This window comes from Peptostreptococcus stomatis DSM 17678 (genome assembly GCF_000147675.1).
In the GTDB taxonomy this organism is placed as follows: domain Bacteria; phylum Bacillota; class Clostridia; order Peptostreptococcales; family Peptostreptococcaceae; genus Peptostreptococcus; species Peptostreptococcus stomatis.
Window position 1 is genome coordinate 1 of sequence record NZ_ADGQ01000061.1, and the last position, 19,399, is coordinate 19,399.

Below are 19,399 nucleotides of genomic sequence, written 5' to 3' on the forward strand. Positions count from 1 at the left end.
GTACGTACGTACACCTCTACTTTTTTTGTTTATAAATGCCTAAGATGCTCTCAATGTAGTATAATAATAGTATATAAGCTAAGGAGGTACTGCATATGTTAATCGATTTTAGTATAGAAAACTACCTTTCCATAAAGAATAGGTTGAACTTTTCACTTATTGAATCCGACGATGAAGAAGGTAGCAAAATTAAAATACATAGGCCTAATAGCTACCTTAACCTCTTGCCTGCAATCACTATATACGGATTCAATGCCTCAGGTAAGTCCAATTTTTTAAAGGCTCTTGATATGGCTAAAACACAGATTGTCTTTTCAAAGATATCAAACCCGGAAAAACTAGGCATAGATATTTTCCAGTACAAGCCTTTTAAACTGTCAGATGCCTATAGGGACAAACCTACATCCTACCAGTTAAGGGCAATAGTTGATAAGTGCATATATGACTACCAGGTCAAATATGATAAAAACTCAATAATATATGAGCGACTATCCTCCTTTGATTCTGAGGAAAACCATAACCTGCTGATAGATAGAACTTATAATGATTTTACCTTAGATGTCAAAATAGACAGAGATGTTGTTAAAAAAATTATGGGCTCCAACATATCAAAAAGACCCCTTATAGGTAGTGTTGGTATTTTTGATAAGAGGGTTGAAAACTTTATAGATTGGGTAGAAAATGACCTGATTATCATAAAGAACAACTTTGATTCCAGGGAAAATATACAAAAGACCACTAGGTATTTGCTTGAAAAAGGTGATATTTTCCATGCCAAACTTCTAAGGATGCTGTCTGATATCAACTATTCAAATATTAGTTCTATCCAGACCCAAACCCTTAGCCAGGCTCTCCAGGATTCTGATATAGATGATACTATCAAAAATGAAATGCGTGAATCTACCCTTTATAGCAATATAAGGCAAAAATCTGGTGGACCAGATGATGTAGACTGTGAAACCATGACCTTAAATACATTTAAAAAAGGTATTGATATGGAGGGAAATTCAAAGGACATAGTATTTAACCTATTTGAAGAGTCTGAAGGTACCATAAAGATATATGCCCTATATGCCTATATCTATGATGCCCTATATAATGGAAAAACCCTGGTTATAGATGAAATGACATCCTATATACACCCCGTCGTTTCCCAGTATATCATAGGACTCTTCCAAAACCCTGTTGAAAATAGGTCAGGACAGTTGATTACAACTACCCATACAACAGACCTACTTGAGATGAAGAGTTTGAGACGTGACCAGGTATATATCACAGATATGGATTTCAATGAAACTACTATTTACTCTTTGGCTGATATTATGGATGTATCGAGGAGTGAAAATTTTAGAAATGCCTATCTGGCAGGAAAGTACGGAGGATTAAATTACTTTAGGAGGGAGTTAAATGACTAATAAATACAAAAACTCTTTCAAAAGGCCAAAACCTACTATTAAGCCCCGGGCTACTGGCCTAGACCTAATAGATCCCAGCATAAATATACCTATAGATGTCTTCCATGAAAACACAAGAAAGATTCGAGACCTTCTGTTAGAAAATAAGAAGGACGATAACATACTTAGGTACTGTATTATCCTAATATGTGGCTCCATGGACAAGTATATGCATGATATTGTAAAAATTATGCTACTACAAATATTCAAGGAAAAAGCTCCTGCTGGTAAGTCTTTTGACAACTTTATGATTCCAATATCTCTCTTGAAGAAGTTTGACAAAATTGAATTTGACCCTCAGGAAAAGGAAAAAATCTTGAGCGATACAATCTATGAACTTACATCAAGCTTTACTATGCAAAAGTCTTATGCCATCGATAGGAACTTGGGATATATAATTAATTTCAATATTTGGAAAGCTATCCATCCCAGGATTTTTATGAGATTTAAAGACTTGACTAGTATTACAGCCCTAAAAAAATTCGTGGATGACCTTGCTGATAGGAGAAATATAATAGCCCATGAACTAGACTTTCAACCTAATAGTCCTGACAAACGGCCAATTGACTACGACTATGTACTTCATACCCTAAATGTAATCCAATTTATGATTGAAGCTGCCAATTACCAAATAATAGAGTCAATCAAGAATGGTCAAAAACAAGATATAAATATGGACGAAAAATTATGACCCCGTAATTCTAATCTCTTATTGAATCAGATAATAAGGATTACGCTCAAATAGTCTATATATCTAGCTTGGGACATATATACTAGAAACTAATAAATAATAGGTGGTGAAATACTTATGAACACTAATAGCGGATACAATCCTAATAAGAAATACTTTAACTCTGAGTGGTTAGACAAAATAGATAAGAGGGACCAGTCCCTTATAAATAGAGCCTTTAATGCCCTTAAAAACTCCTACTCTCCCTACTCAAATTTTAGGGTAGGTGCCTGTGTAGAAACCAAGACCAATGAATACTTTATAGGTACTAATATTGAAAATGCGTCCTTGGGCTTAACTAATTGTGCAGAAAGAAATGCCATCTTCTCTGCCTACTCACATGGCTATAGGAAGAAGGACATCAGGGCTATAGCTATAGTATCAGAAGATAAGAAACTAACCACACCTTGTGGGGCCTGCAGGCAAGTCTTATCTGAATTACTAGAACCAACATGCCCTATTATACTGACAAATGGCAAAGAACTTCTTGTAACAGATATCATCCACCTGCTACCACTAAGCTTTAGCCTAGACCTTTAAGGTTATAGGTGTGGACTCTCAAGATCAAATTTATAGTAAGCTAGACCATTTTAAAACAATATTTAAAAGCCTTCTTTTAATATTAAAAGGAAGGCTTTTACTTTGTCTATTATGTTATTAAAATTATGTGGAAAATCTTAATAAATTTACTTACAATTCATGATTTTATCAGACTTCTCGGATAAATATCAGGCTTACCCTGAATAAATATAATATCTATAGCAACCAAGTGCCCTTATCATCCTGCCTTACAAGACCATACCTCATAAGGGTCCCCAAACTCCTCTTGAAGTTTTTCTTACTAGTGGAAAATACCAACCTAAGTTCTTCAGGGTCAGACTTATCATTAAATCTCATATAACCATCATTACCCTCCATATAGCTAAGGATATTCTTGGCCAACTTGTCTAATTCTTCTCCTTTTTCTGCCCTTGTTGACAGGCCTAACTTACCATCTTCATAGGTCTTTATAACCCTTAACCCCTCTAGGTGGTCACCCTCTCTAAGGCTAGTGTAATATTCATCTTTTAGTATCAATCCGTAATAGTTTGGCTCGATACAAATAAGAGCTGTACCGTTAGACTGGAAACCAAATACATATCCATTACATGTGTCCCCTTTCTTTAAGGGGGCTTCCAGGCTTAAATATGGCCCAATATCTGTTGTAGCAGCTAGCCTTCCAGACTTGTCTACATAAATGTAAAAAGGATATTTTTCTTCTTCAAAAAGCTTATACTTTCTTTCCCTGAATGGAACCAAGACATCCCTTTCTAGGCCAATATCTATAAAGCTACCTATTTCTGAATTATCACAAACTTCAAGTATGGCAACCTGGCCAGCCATAGCCTTTGATTTTTTTTGAGTAGCTATCAACCTATTTTGTGAATCCTTGTATATAAAGACTTCTAGTTCCTGGTTTAAGTTTATACTACTTTCATCTACTATATTTTGGTTCGGTAAAAGTATATCATCACTCTTTTCCTTAGTTTGACCATCTAAAAAATATCCGTAGTCCTTTTTTCTCAAAACCTTTAACTTATTAATTTCACCTATTTTTATCAATTTCACACCTCATTATTTACATCTTCCATCCTAGTCTGCTAAAAGGTCAGCATATTGACCCCCAATTAAATCTAGCAAGTCCTTAGGACTTAATTCAACCTGGTAGCCAACCTTACCTGCACTAACTGTGATAGTTTCTATATCCTGGGCTGACTGGTCTATATATGTCGGATAAGATTTTTTCATGCCAATGGGTGAACAACCACCCCTAATATAGCCTGTCACCTTGTTTATATCTTTGACATGGATCATTTCAATATTTTTTTCACCACAGGCCCTTGCTGCTTTTTTTAAATTTAGATTTTCTGCCACAGGTATAACAAAGACATAGTAGCTCCTTGAACCAGCCTGGGTTACCAGGGTTTTATAGACTGTTCTCGGGTCCTTACCCAGGGCTTGGGCTGCACTTACACCATCTACATGGTCTTTGCTAACCGGATAAGACAGTTCTTTATGGTCAATTTTTTCTGTATCTAAAATTCTCATTGCATTTGTCTTGACAGTTTTTTTAGACATCAAACCACCCCTTTTTGTATATTGAATCTCTTTATAAGTCTCAATTTGTTTTAACTTATTTACTCTACTAAGACCACACTACCTTACTAAAACACTCCCAACACCATAGTATTTGGAAATATACTGGTTAACCCAGTACTTTGGATCCTTACTGCCATCTGGACTCCCATAGGCTGCCATATATGAATTTTTGGCCTTGATAGGAGGTATCTCTATATTTTCAAAGTGTCCATTGGTCCTGTTGTCTATAATAATAATCTCCCTAGCGTTATATCTGGATAGGTAGTCCTTGTTAGCAGAAAGAGCACCTGAGAGGCTAGGTATAAATAAAAATATATATACAATCAAAACTAGACCTAGACTAGCCAAAGTGAGTTTTAAGTGGTCCTGTCTTATCACTGAAAAGGCAATAAGACAGGATATAATAGTTAATAATATCGGCACAAAAACCGGATTTTTTTCTCCTATTGGCAAAAGAGATATAGATAAGAAGGATATAATCCCTGCAAGAAGGTATATCTCAGCCTCCCAATTTTTATCCATATATACAAGCCTTGATACCACCAAGAGCAATATTGCAACTATCATGAATATAAGCAGGTAATTTACAAACCCATTATTTGTCGATGACATCTTTGCAGCACCCGCATAAAGGTCAACCCCTAGACTTGAACCCATCTCTCCTAAAGACCTCCTGGAAGGAGATGACATCATTACGATAAAACCGGTCAACATACTAACCAATGATAAAATCAAGACTAGTAGGTTTTTTCTTTTCTCCTTATAAGACCTAAGAATATAATATAGTAGGATGCTTAGGATACCAATAGCCAAATTTTCCTGGGACCAACCTGACAAAAATGAGGCGATAATCATGAGCAACATCTTCCTGATACCCACCATTTGATCTTCCTCTTGATCAGAAAGGGCTATTTTTCTAGCATTAATCAAGACCATAAGGCAAATAAGGCTTACCCAGATATACCTGCCTATACTTGATACCATTAAAAAGGTATTCCCAAACTTTGGCATAGATACCCACATAAACAGGAATACTAGTATGACTAAGACCCCATTAATTGCCTGCTGGACTATTGCTTCTTTATTCCTAGCAAAACCATAGCTAGATATCATATATATGAAAATACAAAATCCCATAGAATTTATAAAATCAGCCAAACTATCTTTTAATAGCAATAAAATACCTGTTATAAAATTCCCAACTTGGTAGGGATTTATATTTGCATATTTATACCTTTCGTTGGATATAATACCTGATATTCCATCAATCTTTATCATATTCTTTGAAAACATCCTGGCCATATCATCAACTATAAGCGGTGTATAGGAGTTCAAGGCCATCATGAGTAGAAAAACAAGAAAAATGGCAATCACCACGAAATAATTGATGTTCAAATTTATATTCAAATCTATACTGGGGCTGATATTTAAAATTTTGTTTAAATTCAATTTCAAATTAATTTTTTAAATTTTATCACAACACACTCCTAAACCTATCATACAAATTACTCTTGTACTTTTACCATCATCCCTTTAAATACTTCTTCTCCAATCTATTAGGAAAACTAATAACTTATAAAAGAGGGTTGCACTCGCAACCCTCTTTACTAACTTAAGTTCATATTAAAAATTATTCAGCTTCAGGTGTTTCATGCTTTTCTTTTAATACATCTCCAATGTTACCTATAGTATCGTCACCAACTGACATATACTGAGATAAATCTTCTTCTGGTTCTCTAGTTAATTCTCTTATTGAAAGCATCATTCTCTTGTTATCAGCATTGAACTTGATTATAGCAGCCTTAACAGTATCTCCAACATTTACAACATCTTCTACCCTGTTAACTCTACCTTCGCTCAATTCACCTATTGGTAGGTAGGCTTCAACACCTTCTTTAACCTGTAGGAAAGCACCCTTTTCAATTATTCTTAGTACTGTAGCTTCTACTACACTTCCAACTGATACTTCATCAGCTATTAACTTCCATGGGTCCTTATCCGGATCCTTAAGAGCTAGTGCAATTCTCTTAGTTTCTGGGTCAACACTCTGAACAAATACTTCAACTTCATCACCAACATTTAGCACTGATTCAACTGATTCAACCCTTGTCCATGATAAGTTATTTATATGTGCAAGTCCTTCTACCCCACCTAAATCTATGAAGGCACCGTAAGGCATGATATTTGTAACCTTACCCTTTCTCTTTTCACCTTCAACCAGTGAAGCAAATAGGGCTTCTCTTTCAGCCTTTATTCTAGCTCTTTCAGCTTCTCTTTCAGCCTTTATCTTAGCTCTTCTTTCTTTTCTTTCAGCATCTAATATTTCCTGGGCAACTTCTCTATGGGAAACTATGATCCTGTTCTTTCTAGGGTTAACTTCCTTAACATAAGCATCAAGGTCTCTACCAACATACTCACTAGTGTCCTTTACGAACTTAGTGTCTATCTGAGATATTGGCATAAACATTGTGTATGACTTGTACTGAACATACAGCCCCCTATCCAATGCCTTGTAAGCATGAACATTTATTATCTTACGTTCTTCTAGGGCATCTATTATTTCCTTAAGGTCACTTCTCTGCTCTAACTTAAGAACAGATATCTTAATTGTAGCATCCTTATAGCTGATATTAGTAATAATACCAGTAACTTCATCATCTATCTTATAAGCTTCTTCTATGTCCTGACCTCTCTCAAGATTTAGTTCACTGACAGGTACTAATCCGTCAAAACCAACTTCAAGGCCTAAAACCAGACTATCATGGTTGATTTTTACTACCTTTCCCGTAATTTCATCATCTACATTAATCTTGCTAAGCTCTTGCTCTTGCATATCTAGTAGTTCTTGCATAGTTAAATTATTTTCCATTATTAAAAACATCCTTTCGTCGCGTAGTATCCATATCTAATATTATAGCATATAATTAACAAGATTTTACGATAAATTGTATTTTTTTCTACTTTTTTCTAAATATTTTTTTATTATTTACAATAAAAGCAAGAAGTTATTTTCAGATTATCAGAAAATTGCTTCCTACATCTTCTAAAAGCTTGACTTTTTCTTCAAATTGCTAATTAAATGGCATATTTTTCCAAATATTATTTTTTTAATCCTTCCTTATACATACAAAAATAACGGCAATCCACATCCAATTAAAAGATACTTTTTAGTAGAATTAAATACACAAGAGTCAAAAAAGCAAATTGAGCTAATGCCTTATTCAGTTCTTCAATTTGAGTTTTTACTTCTACATTTTTTCAATATCAATCATGCTACCTCATCTTCCAATAGGCTTTATAGACTTCTTCACTTACCTTAACCACTTTTCCTTTGACATAAAGGTAGTAATCCTATTTATCTATTGTGTAATCCTGCTTTTTTTGCTCTCTGATTCTAGTTTTTAGCGTAAAAAAGGAGGACTTCTACACTTTGGCGTAAAATGTCCTCCTAGGTTAAAAACTAATACTATATACTATTTTCTACTTCTTTGGTTTTGATAAAATTTTATTGCTATGTGTATGTAATTACGAAGACACTCTTAACTCAGAAGCAATTTGCAAATATAGATATACATTCATTTATTTTTCCTTCCTCGTATAAATTTCCAATAAGCAGAATATGGAATAACCGTAGCAAACAGAAGATAATATTTATTAGCAAACATATCAGGGGCTCCTTTTGCATTGAAATGAACAGGAATTTTCTCCGGGAGAAATATGCAAATAATAAATATTACAACAATCATTAACATCAACACCAAGACATCTTTTAACAGCCCAACTTTCATACAATTTTCCCTCCTTAAACTAAATAAAATTTGACTTGCTAACTTTTATATAAACTTCGCTTGAAATAACAAGTAAAGTAACTGATATTATCTGCAAAACCAGTGTTATCGGAAGATTTAAAAACCAATTAAGAGGAATTGGTGTAATGAGTGCAATTATCCCGACAAGTCCAGACACAATAACAGGCATGCTCTGCTTTACAACCATCATCTCGCTTTCCCATTCATAATTTGAATACTTTTTATTTAGGGAAATTCCTATCACTGTTATAAAGAACGAATAGCATATAGGAACAATTATTAGGTTAATAACTTGAATAAAGTTCATATCAAGTTTTAGCATAAATGCAAATATGGAAATCATATACCCCATCAAATGAAGTGTAAGGTTTACAGCTATCTTGGAATTTAAGATCATTTTTACCTTAACAGGAGAGCTTTGCAAAATCCAAATGTTTTTTCCTTCTAAAGATATCGCTGAAGCTGCCGGGCAACTGAGCGAGAGCATAGATGCAATAAATAATGGAGCAAAATTTGAGAGATATTCATTTATATTTTCTATTCCTGAAGACTCTCCTATTTGTTCTACAGAATTAAAAAGCAAAAATATACTAAAAACACATAAAAGTATTACACCAAGGCCTGCATTCAAGACCGCCATGTACGAGCTTAAAAAGCGTCCCATTTCTTTTTTATACAAGGAAAAAAATATTGATTTTCTATTATAATATTTTTTGTTATCACAATATCTTGATGTTGTTTTAGCAAGAGTATTAAGCAATCCATACTTCATCGAAACAATTTTTACAAATATATAAAAAACTGCTGTTGAAAAAGCAATAAATGATCCCACTCCAATATACATTGAAAAATTTGTGTGTTGCATGAATAACCCTGATATTGGATACAGTTCGGTAATTTGCTTAGAAAGCATGATCTCAATGCTCTCTTCATTACCTGATTTCATAGCTGACACTGCAATATATCCAATTATACCTATCATTGCAAATGAAAAGATTAGAGCAATAACATTTTTCCTCTTAAAATAAGATGAAATAGCCACAACAATGATTCCCATACATGCTGCTATGCACATAGGTATCAATGGAACAAAAATCATGGAGGTAAAATACAATATAATCTGCAATACATTTAAGTTTCCGTTTAACACCCAAACAATGCCTCCCGGAAGCATAAATATAAATCCTATTAAAAAGTTCAATAAATACATAAACATAAACTTGCTACTTATAATGTCTGAGCTTTTTAAAGGTAGCGATAAAAGCGTTTCCATATCATGACTACCAAATAAAATTCCATTAGTATAAAATATTGTCAAAAATAATATTGAAAAACTTGATACCGCAACCATATAAGCCGGTATCAATTCCTGCTGTCCAACTTGTACAAGTGTTTTGGCTGTCATAATATTATAGACACAGAAAAATATAGCAAGAGTTATTATTCCAAAACTTGCAATCACAACAGAACTTTGCTTTTTATTTCTTGGCTCTCTAATTTCGTTGATTGGAAAAAAATTTATCAATTGGGCTCTAATTAGTATCCAAATTTTGCTCATTATCTTGTACCTCCATGAAAAAAGTTTCCAAAGTTTTATCACCTTTGACTTCTTCTGTATTTCCGCTTGCGATTAACTTTCCATTTTTTATAATTGCAATTTTATTACATAATTTTTCTGCAACATCCAAAACATGTGTTGAAAAGAAAATAGCTCCTCCATCTAACACGCATTCGTGCATTACTTTCTTTAGTAGAAAAGCTGCTTTTGGATCAAGTCCTACAAAAGGTTCATCTAAAATTAGTAACTTTGGAGAATGCACCAGTGCAGAAATAATCGCTGTTCGTTGCTTCATACCATGTGAATACGAAGATATCATCCCCGAAAGATGCTTAGTCATTTCAAATAAATCACTATATTTTTGAATTCTTTCTCTGCGTATTTCAGTAGAAATTTCAAATAAATCTGCAATAAAATTGATGTACTGAAATCCCGTCATATGTTCATATAAGTCTGGATTATCCGGAATGTATGCCATCATTTTTTTACAAATAACTGGCTCCTCTTTAATGGAATGCCCATCAATCGTTATACTTCCATTCTCAAAATCATGAATCCCAACTACTGCTTTTATTGTTGTAGTTTTTCCGGTTCCATTTGCACCAATGAATCCATAAATATCTCCAGACTGTACTAAAATGGATAGGTTATCAACAACTTTTTTGTCTCCGTAAAATTTACTAAAATTATTAATCTCTAACATGCTTTTACCTCCATTGACAATTTGTCAGTTATTCTTTGAAATAATACCGATAGCTTGTTTAGCATTAGCTATCGGAACATTATTATTTTTACAAACACTCTATTCTTTTTCAATTGCTAAAAAGTTTTTTTGCATTTAAACTTTGTTCAAGCATTATCTTAAATGCGTTTAAATACTCATTAACAGACTCTTTTTTTGAATATCTTATACTTATGTTATTTGAAACAAAAACATAAGCTGTCATAAGAAATTCCGCTGTTTCAGACGGATATTTTACAAAAAGTGTTTTTTCTGATATTCCTTGGTTTATTATCCTTTCAAAATATATTGTCAGTTTTTCAATAATCTTATGGGATAATTTATCTATCATATATCGATTTTCTTCAAGATCAACTGTTTTTTGTAACTCTGTTCCCTCTGCTGAAATATTTTCCGAAGATATAATTGTGGCATCTATAAAAGCTCTAATTTTTTCAATGGCGGTTTTATCTTCATCATAGACAATAACATGAATATCTTTCAATAATTTATCTGAATATTGTTCCACAAGACAATATAAGATATCTTCTTTATTTTTAAAGTGATAGTACAGCAAGCCTCTTGATATATTTACCTTGTCAACAATATCCTGAGTTGTTGTATTAGTATACCCTTGCTCTATAAAGAGTAGCATTGCAGCATCCATAATTTCAGCACGTCGTATTTCCGGTTCTTTCACATCTCGCATTTTATCCCTCCTATTATTTATATAATACATCCAAACTGACATATTGTCAATTGATTTTAATCTTGTTATTATATGATTTTTCATAGTCTTTTTCTTAAACTCTTTAGCTTATCATGTTTTTTATACTCAGTTTGATTAAGTCACTTTGACTTTTGGACTTTGTGACTATAAGCCCACTCATCCTTTATGTAAGCCTTGATATTAGGTTTCTGTGCGTCAGGCTACGATTTTGCTATTGCTTCTTCTCGCCATCACCTCACGGTGATAACCTTGCAAGTTGCTATGAGGTTCGTCGGCAACTACGCCCTACGTGGACTTTCACCACAGACTGACGGCATGCCCGTCATACTACTACAAAAAGGAACCCAGCTAGTCACTCGGTTCCTTTTTATCTAGTATTGCTTATTAAAATTTTGACCAAGTCAAAAAAAATAGTTTTTATATTTTTTAACCCTCATATAGGTTGCTAGATTGGTACTTGTCATCACAAGTAACATCTATACCCAATTTTCTAAACACCTGCTCATCATCCTTGTTTAGGATAACAGTAGAATGTGCCTGGGCACCCTCTAGGTCAGATAGCTTACTCATGGCAAACTGGGCAAGTGTATTTGTTACCGCACTTATACTCAAGGCCATCAAAACCTCCTCTGCATCAAGGGATGTGTTCCTACTCTTAAACACATTCTTCTTTAGGTTTAACATAGGTTCTAAGACAAGTGGTGATATCAGGTGGATATGGTCTTGAATATCTGCCAAAACCTTGATGGCATTCAATATTGCGGCAGCTGACCCTGTCATAGTCTTAGAAAACTTTCCTGTAATGATTCTACCATCAGATAACTCCAGAGAAACTGACTGACAATCTTCAAATTGACAGTGGTCCTTGCTATACTGTCTAGCAACATTGACCACCTTCCTGTCCTCACCCTTAAGGCCAAGCTCTTCCATTATCATCTTCATTCTTGAAACGGCTTCCTTGTCCAGGTTGCCTTTCTTATAGTCGCATAGGGTTTTGAAGTATCTCCTGATAATTTCCTGGATAGCGGCTTCTCTTACCACTTCATCATCTATAATACCAAAGCCTACCCTGTTTACACCCATGTCAGTAGGTGACTGAAATACACTTTCTCTTCCAGTTATTTTTTCTATTATCTTCTTCAAAACAGGGAATAATTCCAAGTCCCTGTTGTAATTTACGGTAGTTTCACCATACTTTTCTAAGTGGAAGGCATCTATCATGTTCACATCCTTTAGGTCAACAGTAGCAGCCTCATAGGCCATATTTACCGGATGCTTGAGTGGTAGATTCCACACTGGGAAGGTTTCATACTTGGAGTAACCTGCAGTTATGCCCATTTTATTTTCATGGTAGAGCTGGCTTAGGCAAGTTCCTAATTTACCGCTATTTGGTCCAGGTGCCGTCATTACAACTATTGGCTTTGTAGTCTCAATATATGGATTTATACCAAAGCCCTGGTCACTAACTATCAAGTCAACATCAGTGGGATATCCACTAGTTGGACCATGCCTATATACCTTTACGCCCCTTCTTTCCAGCTTGTTTATAAATATTGTAGCAGCAGGCTGGTTTTCATACCTTGTTATTACTACTGAATTTACATCCAGATCGTATCCTCGTAGATCATCAATCAGCCTCATAACCTCCATATCATAGGTAATGCCAAGGTCTCCCCTGACCTTATTCCTCTCTATGTCCCCTGCATATACACAGATTACTACCTCGACTTTTTCTTTTATATGACTGAGTACCTTTATCTTGGCATTCTCATCAAATCCTGGTAATACCCTCTTGGCATGTAGGTCACCGATTAGCTTACCACCAAATTCTATATAGAGTTTATCATAGTTATTAACTCTTTCCAGTATATACTTGGACTGTTCTTCTAAATATTTCTCATGATCAAAGCCTATCTTCATTCTTATCCTACTCCCATCTTTTTATAATCTCTATAAAAACACTTGACAGGACGAAACATTTATACTAAAATAGAATTCCATCACAAATTCTAATGCATGCAGCTTCGGCTGTGTGTTTTTTTTATAAAAAATAACTTAAGTATTTATTATACAATTACCATAAAAATTTTACAAGTTTTATACAGAAAAAAGTAACTCCTACTTTTCAAAAAGAAGTATTTCTTCCTTCAAAAGCTCTCCTATATCCTTAATCCCTGACATGACCTCTTCCCTAGAAAAATTTTTTTCTTCCAGTTCTTCATCGGATAATTCCATCAATAGGGTGTAAAACTCTCCAGCTATAAAAATTGAATTTCTCGTCTTATTTTTTTCTATACTAGAAAACAATAGATCTTCTGCTTCACCCAACTTACCTTGAAAGAATAACCTCTTAACACTAATCAGGGTTATCTCCTCCATAGGCGTATAGACCAACTTAAAATCATTCAAACTACTATATTTCTTGCCTAAAAGTTCCTTAAAGACCATCTCTCTTTTTTGACTTTCCAGCCTATCTACTAGCCCCATACTATAACCTCCTATAAATATTAATCCCCAGACAAGGTCTAGGGATTAATAAAATACATCTCTTATTTATCTGTTTTTTGATTATAACCAGTAAGACTTAATTAGACCTAAGTCCTACAAGCATCAATAATATTCTATTTCTTGCTATCATCTGTTAAAACTTCTTTTATACCCTTAAATGTACCCAAGAAGTTAACTGCATCTGATGGAAGAACAAGCTTAGAAGATTCGCTTTCACCCAGCTTAACCAAGGCTTCCATAGACTTAAGAGCAAGTATATTATCATCTACATCAGATTCCTTCATGGCACTAAATACCATCCTAAGACCTGCTGCACTAGCTTCTTGAGTCTGAACAATAACTTTAGCCTCACCCTCTGCCCTGGCCTCAAATGTCTGTCTGATTGCTGAAGCTTCACCTTCTGCTGCTAGAATCTTAGACTGTTTTTCACCTTCTGCTTCTCTAATCATAGCTTCCTTCTTTGCTTCAGCCTTTAGTATAGCAGACTGCTTTTCACCCTCTGCTATAAGGATCTTAGACTGCTTTTCACCCTCTGCCTGCAAAATAGCTTCTCTTCTTTCTCTCTCTGCACGCATCTGTTTTTCCATTGCAGCCTGGATATCTCTAGGTGGCATGATATTTTTCAATTCAACCCTGTTAACCTTGATACCCCAGATATCTGTTGCTTCATCCAAGATTGTTCTCATTTTGGCATTGATCAAGTCTCTTGATGTTAGAGTTTCATCCAAATCTAGGTCACCTATTATGTTTCTTAAAGTAGTCGCTGTAAGATTTTCTATGGCAGAAATAGGGTTAGCTATCTCAAACACGTAGCTCTTTGGATCTGTCACCTTATAGTAAACTACTGTATCTATCTGCATTGTTACATTATCCTTAGTGATAACCGGCTGTGGTGGGAAGTCAACTACCATTTCTCTCAAGTCTATCATATAGGCCATAGAATCTACGAAAGGAACCAAGAAATGTATACCTGTCTTTGCTTCCTTGTGGAACTTGCCCAGCCTCATGATTATACCCATCCTCGCCTGCTTGACAATCCTAATACACCTGATGGCTATAAATAATATTATTAAAATAAACAAAAAAGTAAAAATTTTTCCAAATATTATTCCTAACATAATGTAAGTACCTCCTAATAATACTAAAATAAAAAACTATTTTTTCGTTACTAGCAGCTTGACACCTTCAACGGCTACTACCCTTATCTCAGATCCTACTTCAATAGTTTCACCTGTTTGAGATATAGCTGTCCAATCCTCTCCCTTAACCTTTACTAAACCAGGCTTATAAGGGTTTATCTCACTTAAAACTATTCCTTGCTTGCCAACTACTGCCATTACATTGGTATCTATGCTTGTCCAGGCATTTTCTTCATCGCTCCTATCCATCCTTATTAGCTTCTTAGTCGCTATTAAAAGTAGCAGACCTGACACTACTGCAAAGACCAATAGTTGCACTAATACACTATCGACAAAGAAAGACACTGCTAGGGCACATAGGGCACCTATAGAGAACCAGACCATGGTAAGGGCTAGAGTAGCCGCTTCGCCGATTGCAAAGGCTATGGCAACTATTACCCATATAACTTTCATACTTAATCCAAACAAGTCAATACCTCCTCTAATTGAATTATTGTAGTTAAAACAACATAATTAATATATATTAATTATACATCAATTTCATAACTTTGGGAATTATTTTTATTAAATCACCAGGGCTGACTGTAAAGCTATCCTTGTATATAAGGTCTCCACACAAACCATGCAGATAAACGCCCTTGCAGGCAGCTTCAAAAGGTTCATATCTAGCAGCTAGACTGGCAATTATTCCTGTCAGACAGTCTCCCATACCACCCCTGGCCATGCCCTCATTGCCAGTAGTATTTACAAGTGACCTTGTCCCATCAGTAATAATTGTGTTCTTACCCTTTAATACCAGGACAAGCTTATTTTCTCTTGCATACTTTTTAGCATAATAAAGTCTATCCTCTTTTATAAGGTCAGCATCTACCCCTATCAACCTAGAAAATTCCCCCATATGAGGCGTTAAGATATACCTATAGCTGTCCTTTAGGTCAAGGTCCTTAAATAAACTTATAGCATCTGCATCTACTACTATTGGCAGCTTAGTTTTACTTGATATATAGGATAGGATATCGGTACTTGACTGGTTTATACCCATGCCAGGTCCTATTGCTATTGAATGGGATGTTTCTAGTAATTTATCCACTCTAGCCTGGTCCCCATAATTGCAGGTCATGGCCTCTATCAAATTATGGGCCAATACAGCTTGGACATCTTGGTCAGATATCAAAGTAACTAGGCCTGCTCCAGCTTTTACTGCAGCCTCTGTAGCCAACCTGGCAGCCCCATAAAATCCCTTAGAGCCAGCAAAGATACAAACTCTGCCAAAGTCACCCTTGTGGGCTGATAGGCTAGGTCTGTCAAATACCAGGTCCTCATTACTAACAAACCTATCTTTCAAACCGACTTCTTCTAATATATCTTTCTTACATCCTAAGCTTTCCACATAAACCTTACCAGTATACTCTTGGGAGCCATAGTTCAAAAAACCCTTTTTAAAATAATCAAAACTGATCGTATAGTCACACCTTAGGGCTATACCAGGGTCATCCTTGTCAGAAACCGGTAGACCTCTATCAGGGTCTAAACCTGATGGCGTATCTATGGCTATTATCCTAGTCATATTTTTTTCCCTATATGAGTTTATTGTTTCAAATAAAGGCCTATACTTTGATGCTACCGGCCTATTTATACCTACACCAAAGATGGCATCTATCAAGATGTCATACTTGTCCATTTTAGTCATAAGGCTTTCAACCTCAGACTCCAGGTCGGCTATATCATTGTAATACCTAATCCTAAGTCCCAACTTGTCTACAATCTTGTAATTGATATGGGCAGACTTGCTCATCTTGTCGGGATTACCAACAAAGAGTATATCCACCTCCCTGCCTATTGCTTGTAGCTTTCTTGCCAAGACAAAGCCATCACCACCATTATTGCCACTACCACACAAGATACCTAGTTTCCTAAAGGGAAGGCCTGAGAAAATATTTAAATCAAAGTTTTCAAGGTCAGTGTCCCTTATCCTTTCTTTTGCATCCTTGTATATTTCCTTTTCTATCTCTAGAATCCTATTAAATGCACTACTAGCTGCATTTTCCATCAAGACAAGTTCACTTATACCATATTTTTCTACGCATGCCCTGTCTACCTTAGCTGTTGTGGTCTTGTCTCCGATATAAATAGCCAAAAAAATCACTTCCTTATCTTTTTAATCCATTTCCTTGTACAAGTGACCGGTATTATAGGTCCTCTTTAGTCTATTAAGCTCTCCCCTTTGACCAAGTATAAAGCCTTTTAATATTGCCCCAACCTCATCCTGGTCCTCAAAGTTAAAAACTATATCATAATTGTCTATCCCTAACATTGATAGACTATCTAGGTCATCTACTAGATTTACTATTTCATCAGAATAAATAGTCGTCCTACACTCTGGACTCTGGGCTAGCCTGTACCTATGCCCCTCATTTGATTCTAGATAATATATACTCTTGTTGCATAGGGCATCCCTCTTATTTTTTTTGCAGTCCTTGGTTAAAACCCCCATTGGACAGTACTCACTTATCATCATTTCGTTGTTGCCGTATACTACATACTCGGTTTCATATGCCTGTCCATAAAGTTTATCCATACCTCTTAACTGGTTTAGGGATACTTCTTGTGACATACAGATCCTACTGGCACCTATAGAAGCGTAATAATCTAAGGACAGGTCGTTTATTACATTTAACCAAGGGGCCACCAGAATTTTCTTGTCAGGTAAGTGGTCCTTGGCCCAACCTATCTGGCCATAGCTAGAAATCCTAAAGCCCTTTAGGTATGCCATATCTTCCTCATCCAGACTTGACAAGACCTTATAGACCCTTTCCTCATCAGTTCTTATAATTCTAGGCATATAGTAGTATATATCCTTGCCTGCTTGCCTAGATATATCTATGGCCTTGCCCAGGCTGGCTATATCCCTATAGTAGATATCTCCTATATTATATTCTAGACTTGCCTGCAATTGGTCTAGGTTTCCACAACTAATGTTGAACTTAGGCCCTTGTTTTTTGTCAAGTATCCTATCTACAAGTGGAGTCACCAGCTTCTTTTCCTGGTTACCACATTTATCGTAGGTCCTCCCTTGAACTCTAACCCTCTGCTTGGATATATCATCTATAGCCAACCTCCTAAGTGTATTTAAACCACTTATAGGCATACTGGCCTTGCCATCTATATTACACTTTATTTCCTCTAGATAATAGGGTGTATTCCCTAATTTTGACAACTGGTTAATCGCTTTTTCTTGACTTATAGGAACCTTTATAGCTTCTTCAAGAAGATAATCTCCATTAAGTTTTACCATATTTCCCCTATCATCCCAAACCTTTAAACAGGGATGCTGACCAACCTTTAAGTCAAGTTCCATATAAAGGGGTCTTTTCACATATTCATGCCCTGGTTCATAGGTCTTTTTCATCCTATCCAAAAGCTGACCATCACTGGTCTTAAATACCTGGGTTCCAGGTTTAATCTTACCTATATAGTCAATTTCTACACTCTCCCCAGGAAGGCCAATGGTCCTTATATCTTTACCAAGTATAATTCTACCTACTGTTCCACCACCTATACTCAGGCCATCACCCTTTTTCAAACTTGCTTCCAGCCTTATCTTTAGCCTTTTTGACTTGCTATTATAGGCCTGGACCCGACCTACATATAGGCCCCTGTTATTAGGTTTAGAAGAGTTCATTATATCTCCCCCAGTCTGTCCCAAAAGGTAACCCCTGGTAAACTTCCTATTAAATATTACATATAGGTCTTCTAGGCTTTCATCAGAAATGCCTGACTTACCATTTTCAACATAGTTCAATATAGCATCCCTGTAGGAACTAACTACGGTAGCAACGTACTCTGGCCTCTTCATTCTTCCCTCTATCTTAAGGGATAGGACATTAGTATCTATTATCCTCCCAATGTCTTCTATAGTATTAAGATCTCTAGGACTTAATAGGTAGTCCCCCTCCACATCTTCATACCTGTCTTCATCACTATTGAATAGTCTATACTTCTGCCTACATGGTTGGGCACATCTACCCCTGTTTCCTGACCTGGTCCCCAGGACTGAACTCATATAACACTGGCCGGAATATGATACACAAAGGGCCCCATGCACAAATATTTCTATATCAGCCTGGCAGTGGTCAGTTATCATTTTTATTTCTTCTACATTTAGTTCCCTGGCCAAAACAACCCTCTTAAAACCTACAGACTCTAAATACAGGACATCATTTAGAGAATGTGCTGCCATTTGGGTGCTAGCATGTAGTTCAAAATCAGGAAGGATGTCCCTAATCCTCCTGGCCATACCAATATCTTGTAGTATAAGGGCGTCAACGCTTATAGAATAGAGGTATTTTATATAGTCTATAAAGTCTTCCATCTCTGACTGCTTTATAAGGGTATTTACCGTCACAAATACCTTGCAATCCCTAATATGGGCATATTCAACTGCTTGCCTTAACTCATCATAATCAAAATTATTTGCACTGGCCCTGGCACTAAAGACCTTACCGCCCAAATATACTGCATTTGCCCCATTTTGTACAGCTGCCCTAAGGGCCTCCATACTACCAACCGGAGCCAAAAGCTCTAAATTTTTATTCATACTTCCTCCATACC

General features: G+C 35.7%; 17 protein-coding genes and 1 pseudogene. 3 read left to right on the forward strand and 15 right to left on the reverse strand.

Annotation, left to right across the window (positions count from 1 at the left end; translation table 11 throughout):
* Positions 1–95 precede the first annotated feature (95 nt).
* From HMPREF0634_RS06730 to cdd, 3 genes are all read left to right on the forward strand, one after another.
* On the forward strand, positions 96–1,415 hold the full coding sequence (locus HMPREF0634_RS06730; protein ID WP_007790221.1) for an AAA family ATPase: 1,320 nt from the start codon (positions 96–98) through the stop codon (positions 1,413–1,415).
* Positions 1,408–2,145, forward strand: a complete 738-nt coding sequence (locus HMPREF0634_RS06735; RefSeq protein WP_040565867.1) for a HEPN domain-containing protein — start codon at positions 1,408–1,410, stop codon at positions 2,143–2,145. Before HMPREF0634_RS06730 ends, HMPREF0634_RS06735 begins: the two co-directional genes overlap by 8 nt.
* Positions 2,146–2,262: 117 nt before the next feature.
* A complete protein-coding gene (gene cdd / locus HMPREF0634_RS06740) occupies positions 2,263–2,724 on the forward strand; it encodes a cytidine deaminase (RefSeq protein ID WP_007790209.1) in 462 nt (153 codons plus the stop codon).
* 216 nt (positions 2,725–2,940) lie between these two features.
* Here the strand turns inward: cdd and HMPREF0634_RS06745 are convergent, their stop codons facing one another.
* The 15 genes and pseudogenes from HMPREF0634_RS06745 to HMPREF0634_RS06810 form a co-directional block, all read right to left on the reverse strand.
* Positions 2,941–3,786, reverse strand: coding sequence for a CvfB family protein (locus HMPREF0634_RS06745; protein ID WP_007790247.1), 846 nt, complete (start codon positions 3,784–3,786; stop codon positions 2,941–2,943).
* Between the two features lie 30 nt (positions 3,787–3,816).
* Positions 3,817–4,302, reverse strand: a complete 486-nt coding sequence (gene ybaK, locus HMPREF0634_RS06750) for a Cys-tRNA(Pro) deacylase (protein ID WP_007790208.1) — start codon at positions 4,300–4,302, stop codon at positions 3,817–3,819.
* Between the two features lie 78 nt (positions 4,303–4,380).
* Positions 4,381–5,718 (reverse strand): DUF6056 family protein, encoded by a 1,338-nt coding sequence (locus HMPREF0634_RS06755; protein ID WP_123795852.1) that lies wholly within the window; start codon positions 5,716–5,718, stop codon positions 4,381–4,383.
* Between the two features lie 235 nt (positions 5,719–5,953).
* Positions 5,954–7,192: a 30S ribosomal protein S1 gene (locus tag HMPREF0634_RS06760; protein ID WP_007790236.1), complete on the reverse strand. Its 1,239-nt coding sequence runs from the start codon at positions 7,190–7,192 to the stop codon at positions 5,954–5,956.
* Between the two features lie 410 nt (positions 7,193–7,602).
* Positions 7,603–7,674 (reverse strand): annotated as a pseudogene (locus HMPREF0634_RS10175) (sigma-70 family RNA polymerase sigma factor); the annotation flags it as partial.
* Positions 7,675–7,898: 224 nt separating this feature from the next.
* Entirely contained in the window at positions 7,899–8,111 is a 213-nt protein-coding gene (locus HMPREF0634_RS06765) for a DUF1648 domain-containing protein (RefSeq protein WP_040565869.1), read from the reverse strand.
* A 19-nt stretch (positions 8,112–8,130) separates the two neighbouring features.
* Positions 8,131–9,690: a hypothetical protein gene (locus tag HMPREF0634_RS06770; RefSeq protein ID WP_040565870.1), complete on the reverse strand. Its 1,560-nt coding sequence runs from the start codon at positions 9,688–9,690 to the stop codon at positions 8,131–8,133.
* Positions 9,665–10,393 (reverse strand): ABC transporter ATP-binding protein, encoded by a 729-nt coding sequence (locus tag HMPREF0634_RS06775; protein WP_007790211.1) that lies wholly within the window; start codon positions 10,391–10,393, stop codon positions 9,665–9,667. Before HMPREF0634_RS06775 ends, HMPREF0634_RS06770 begins: the two co-directional genes overlap by 26 nt.
* A gap of 109 nt (positions 10,394–10,502) precedes the next feature.
* Positions 10,503–11,120, reverse strand: coding sequence for a TetR/AcrR family transcriptional regulator (locus HMPREF0634_RS06780; RefSeq protein WP_007790256.1), 618 nt, complete (start codon positions 11,118–11,120; stop codon positions 10,503–10,505).
* Between the two features lie 447 nt (positions 11,121–11,567).
* A complete protein-coding gene (locus HMPREF0634_RS06785) occupies positions 11,568–13,061 on the reverse strand; it encodes a DUF1846 domain-containing protein (RefSeq protein WP_007790254.1) in 1,494 nt (497 codons plus the stop codon).
* Positions 13,062–13,259: 198 nt separating this feature from the next.
* Entirely contained in the window at positions 13,260–13,628 is a 369-nt protein-coding gene (locus HMPREF0634_RS06790) for a DUF6483 family protein (protein ID WP_007790224.1), read from the reverse strand.
* Between the two features lie 134 nt (positions 13,629–13,762).
* Complete coding sequence (locus tag HMPREF0634_RS06795) at positions 13,763–14,767, reverse strand: SPFH domain-containing protein (protein ID WP_007790205.1); 1,005 nt, start codon at positions 14,765–14,767, stop codon at positions 13,763–13,765.
* 36 nt (positions 14,768–14,803) lie between these two features.
* A complete protein-coding gene (locus tag HMPREF0634_RS06800; RefSeq protein ID WP_007790245.1) occupies positions 14,804–15,256 on the reverse strand; it encodes an NfeD family protein in 453 nt (150 codons plus the stop codon).
* A 55-nt stretch (positions 15,257–15,311) separates the two neighbouring features.
* Entirely contained in the window at positions 15,312–16,925 is a 1,614-nt protein-coding gene (locus tag HMPREF0634_RS06805; RefSeq protein WP_007790231.1) for a bifunctional ADP-dependent NAD(P)H-hydrate dehydratase/NAD(P)H-hydrate epimerase, read from the reverse strand.
* A 21-nt stretch (positions 16,926–16,946) separates the two neighbouring features.
* The gene (locus HMPREF0634_RS06810) at positions 16,947–19,385 is read right to left on the reverse strand and encodes a U32 family peptidase (protein WP_007790248.1); all 2,439 of its coding nucleotides are present in this window, start codon (positions 19,383–19,385) and stop codon (positions 16,947–16,949) included.
* Positions 19,386–19,399 lie beyond the last annotated feature (14 nt).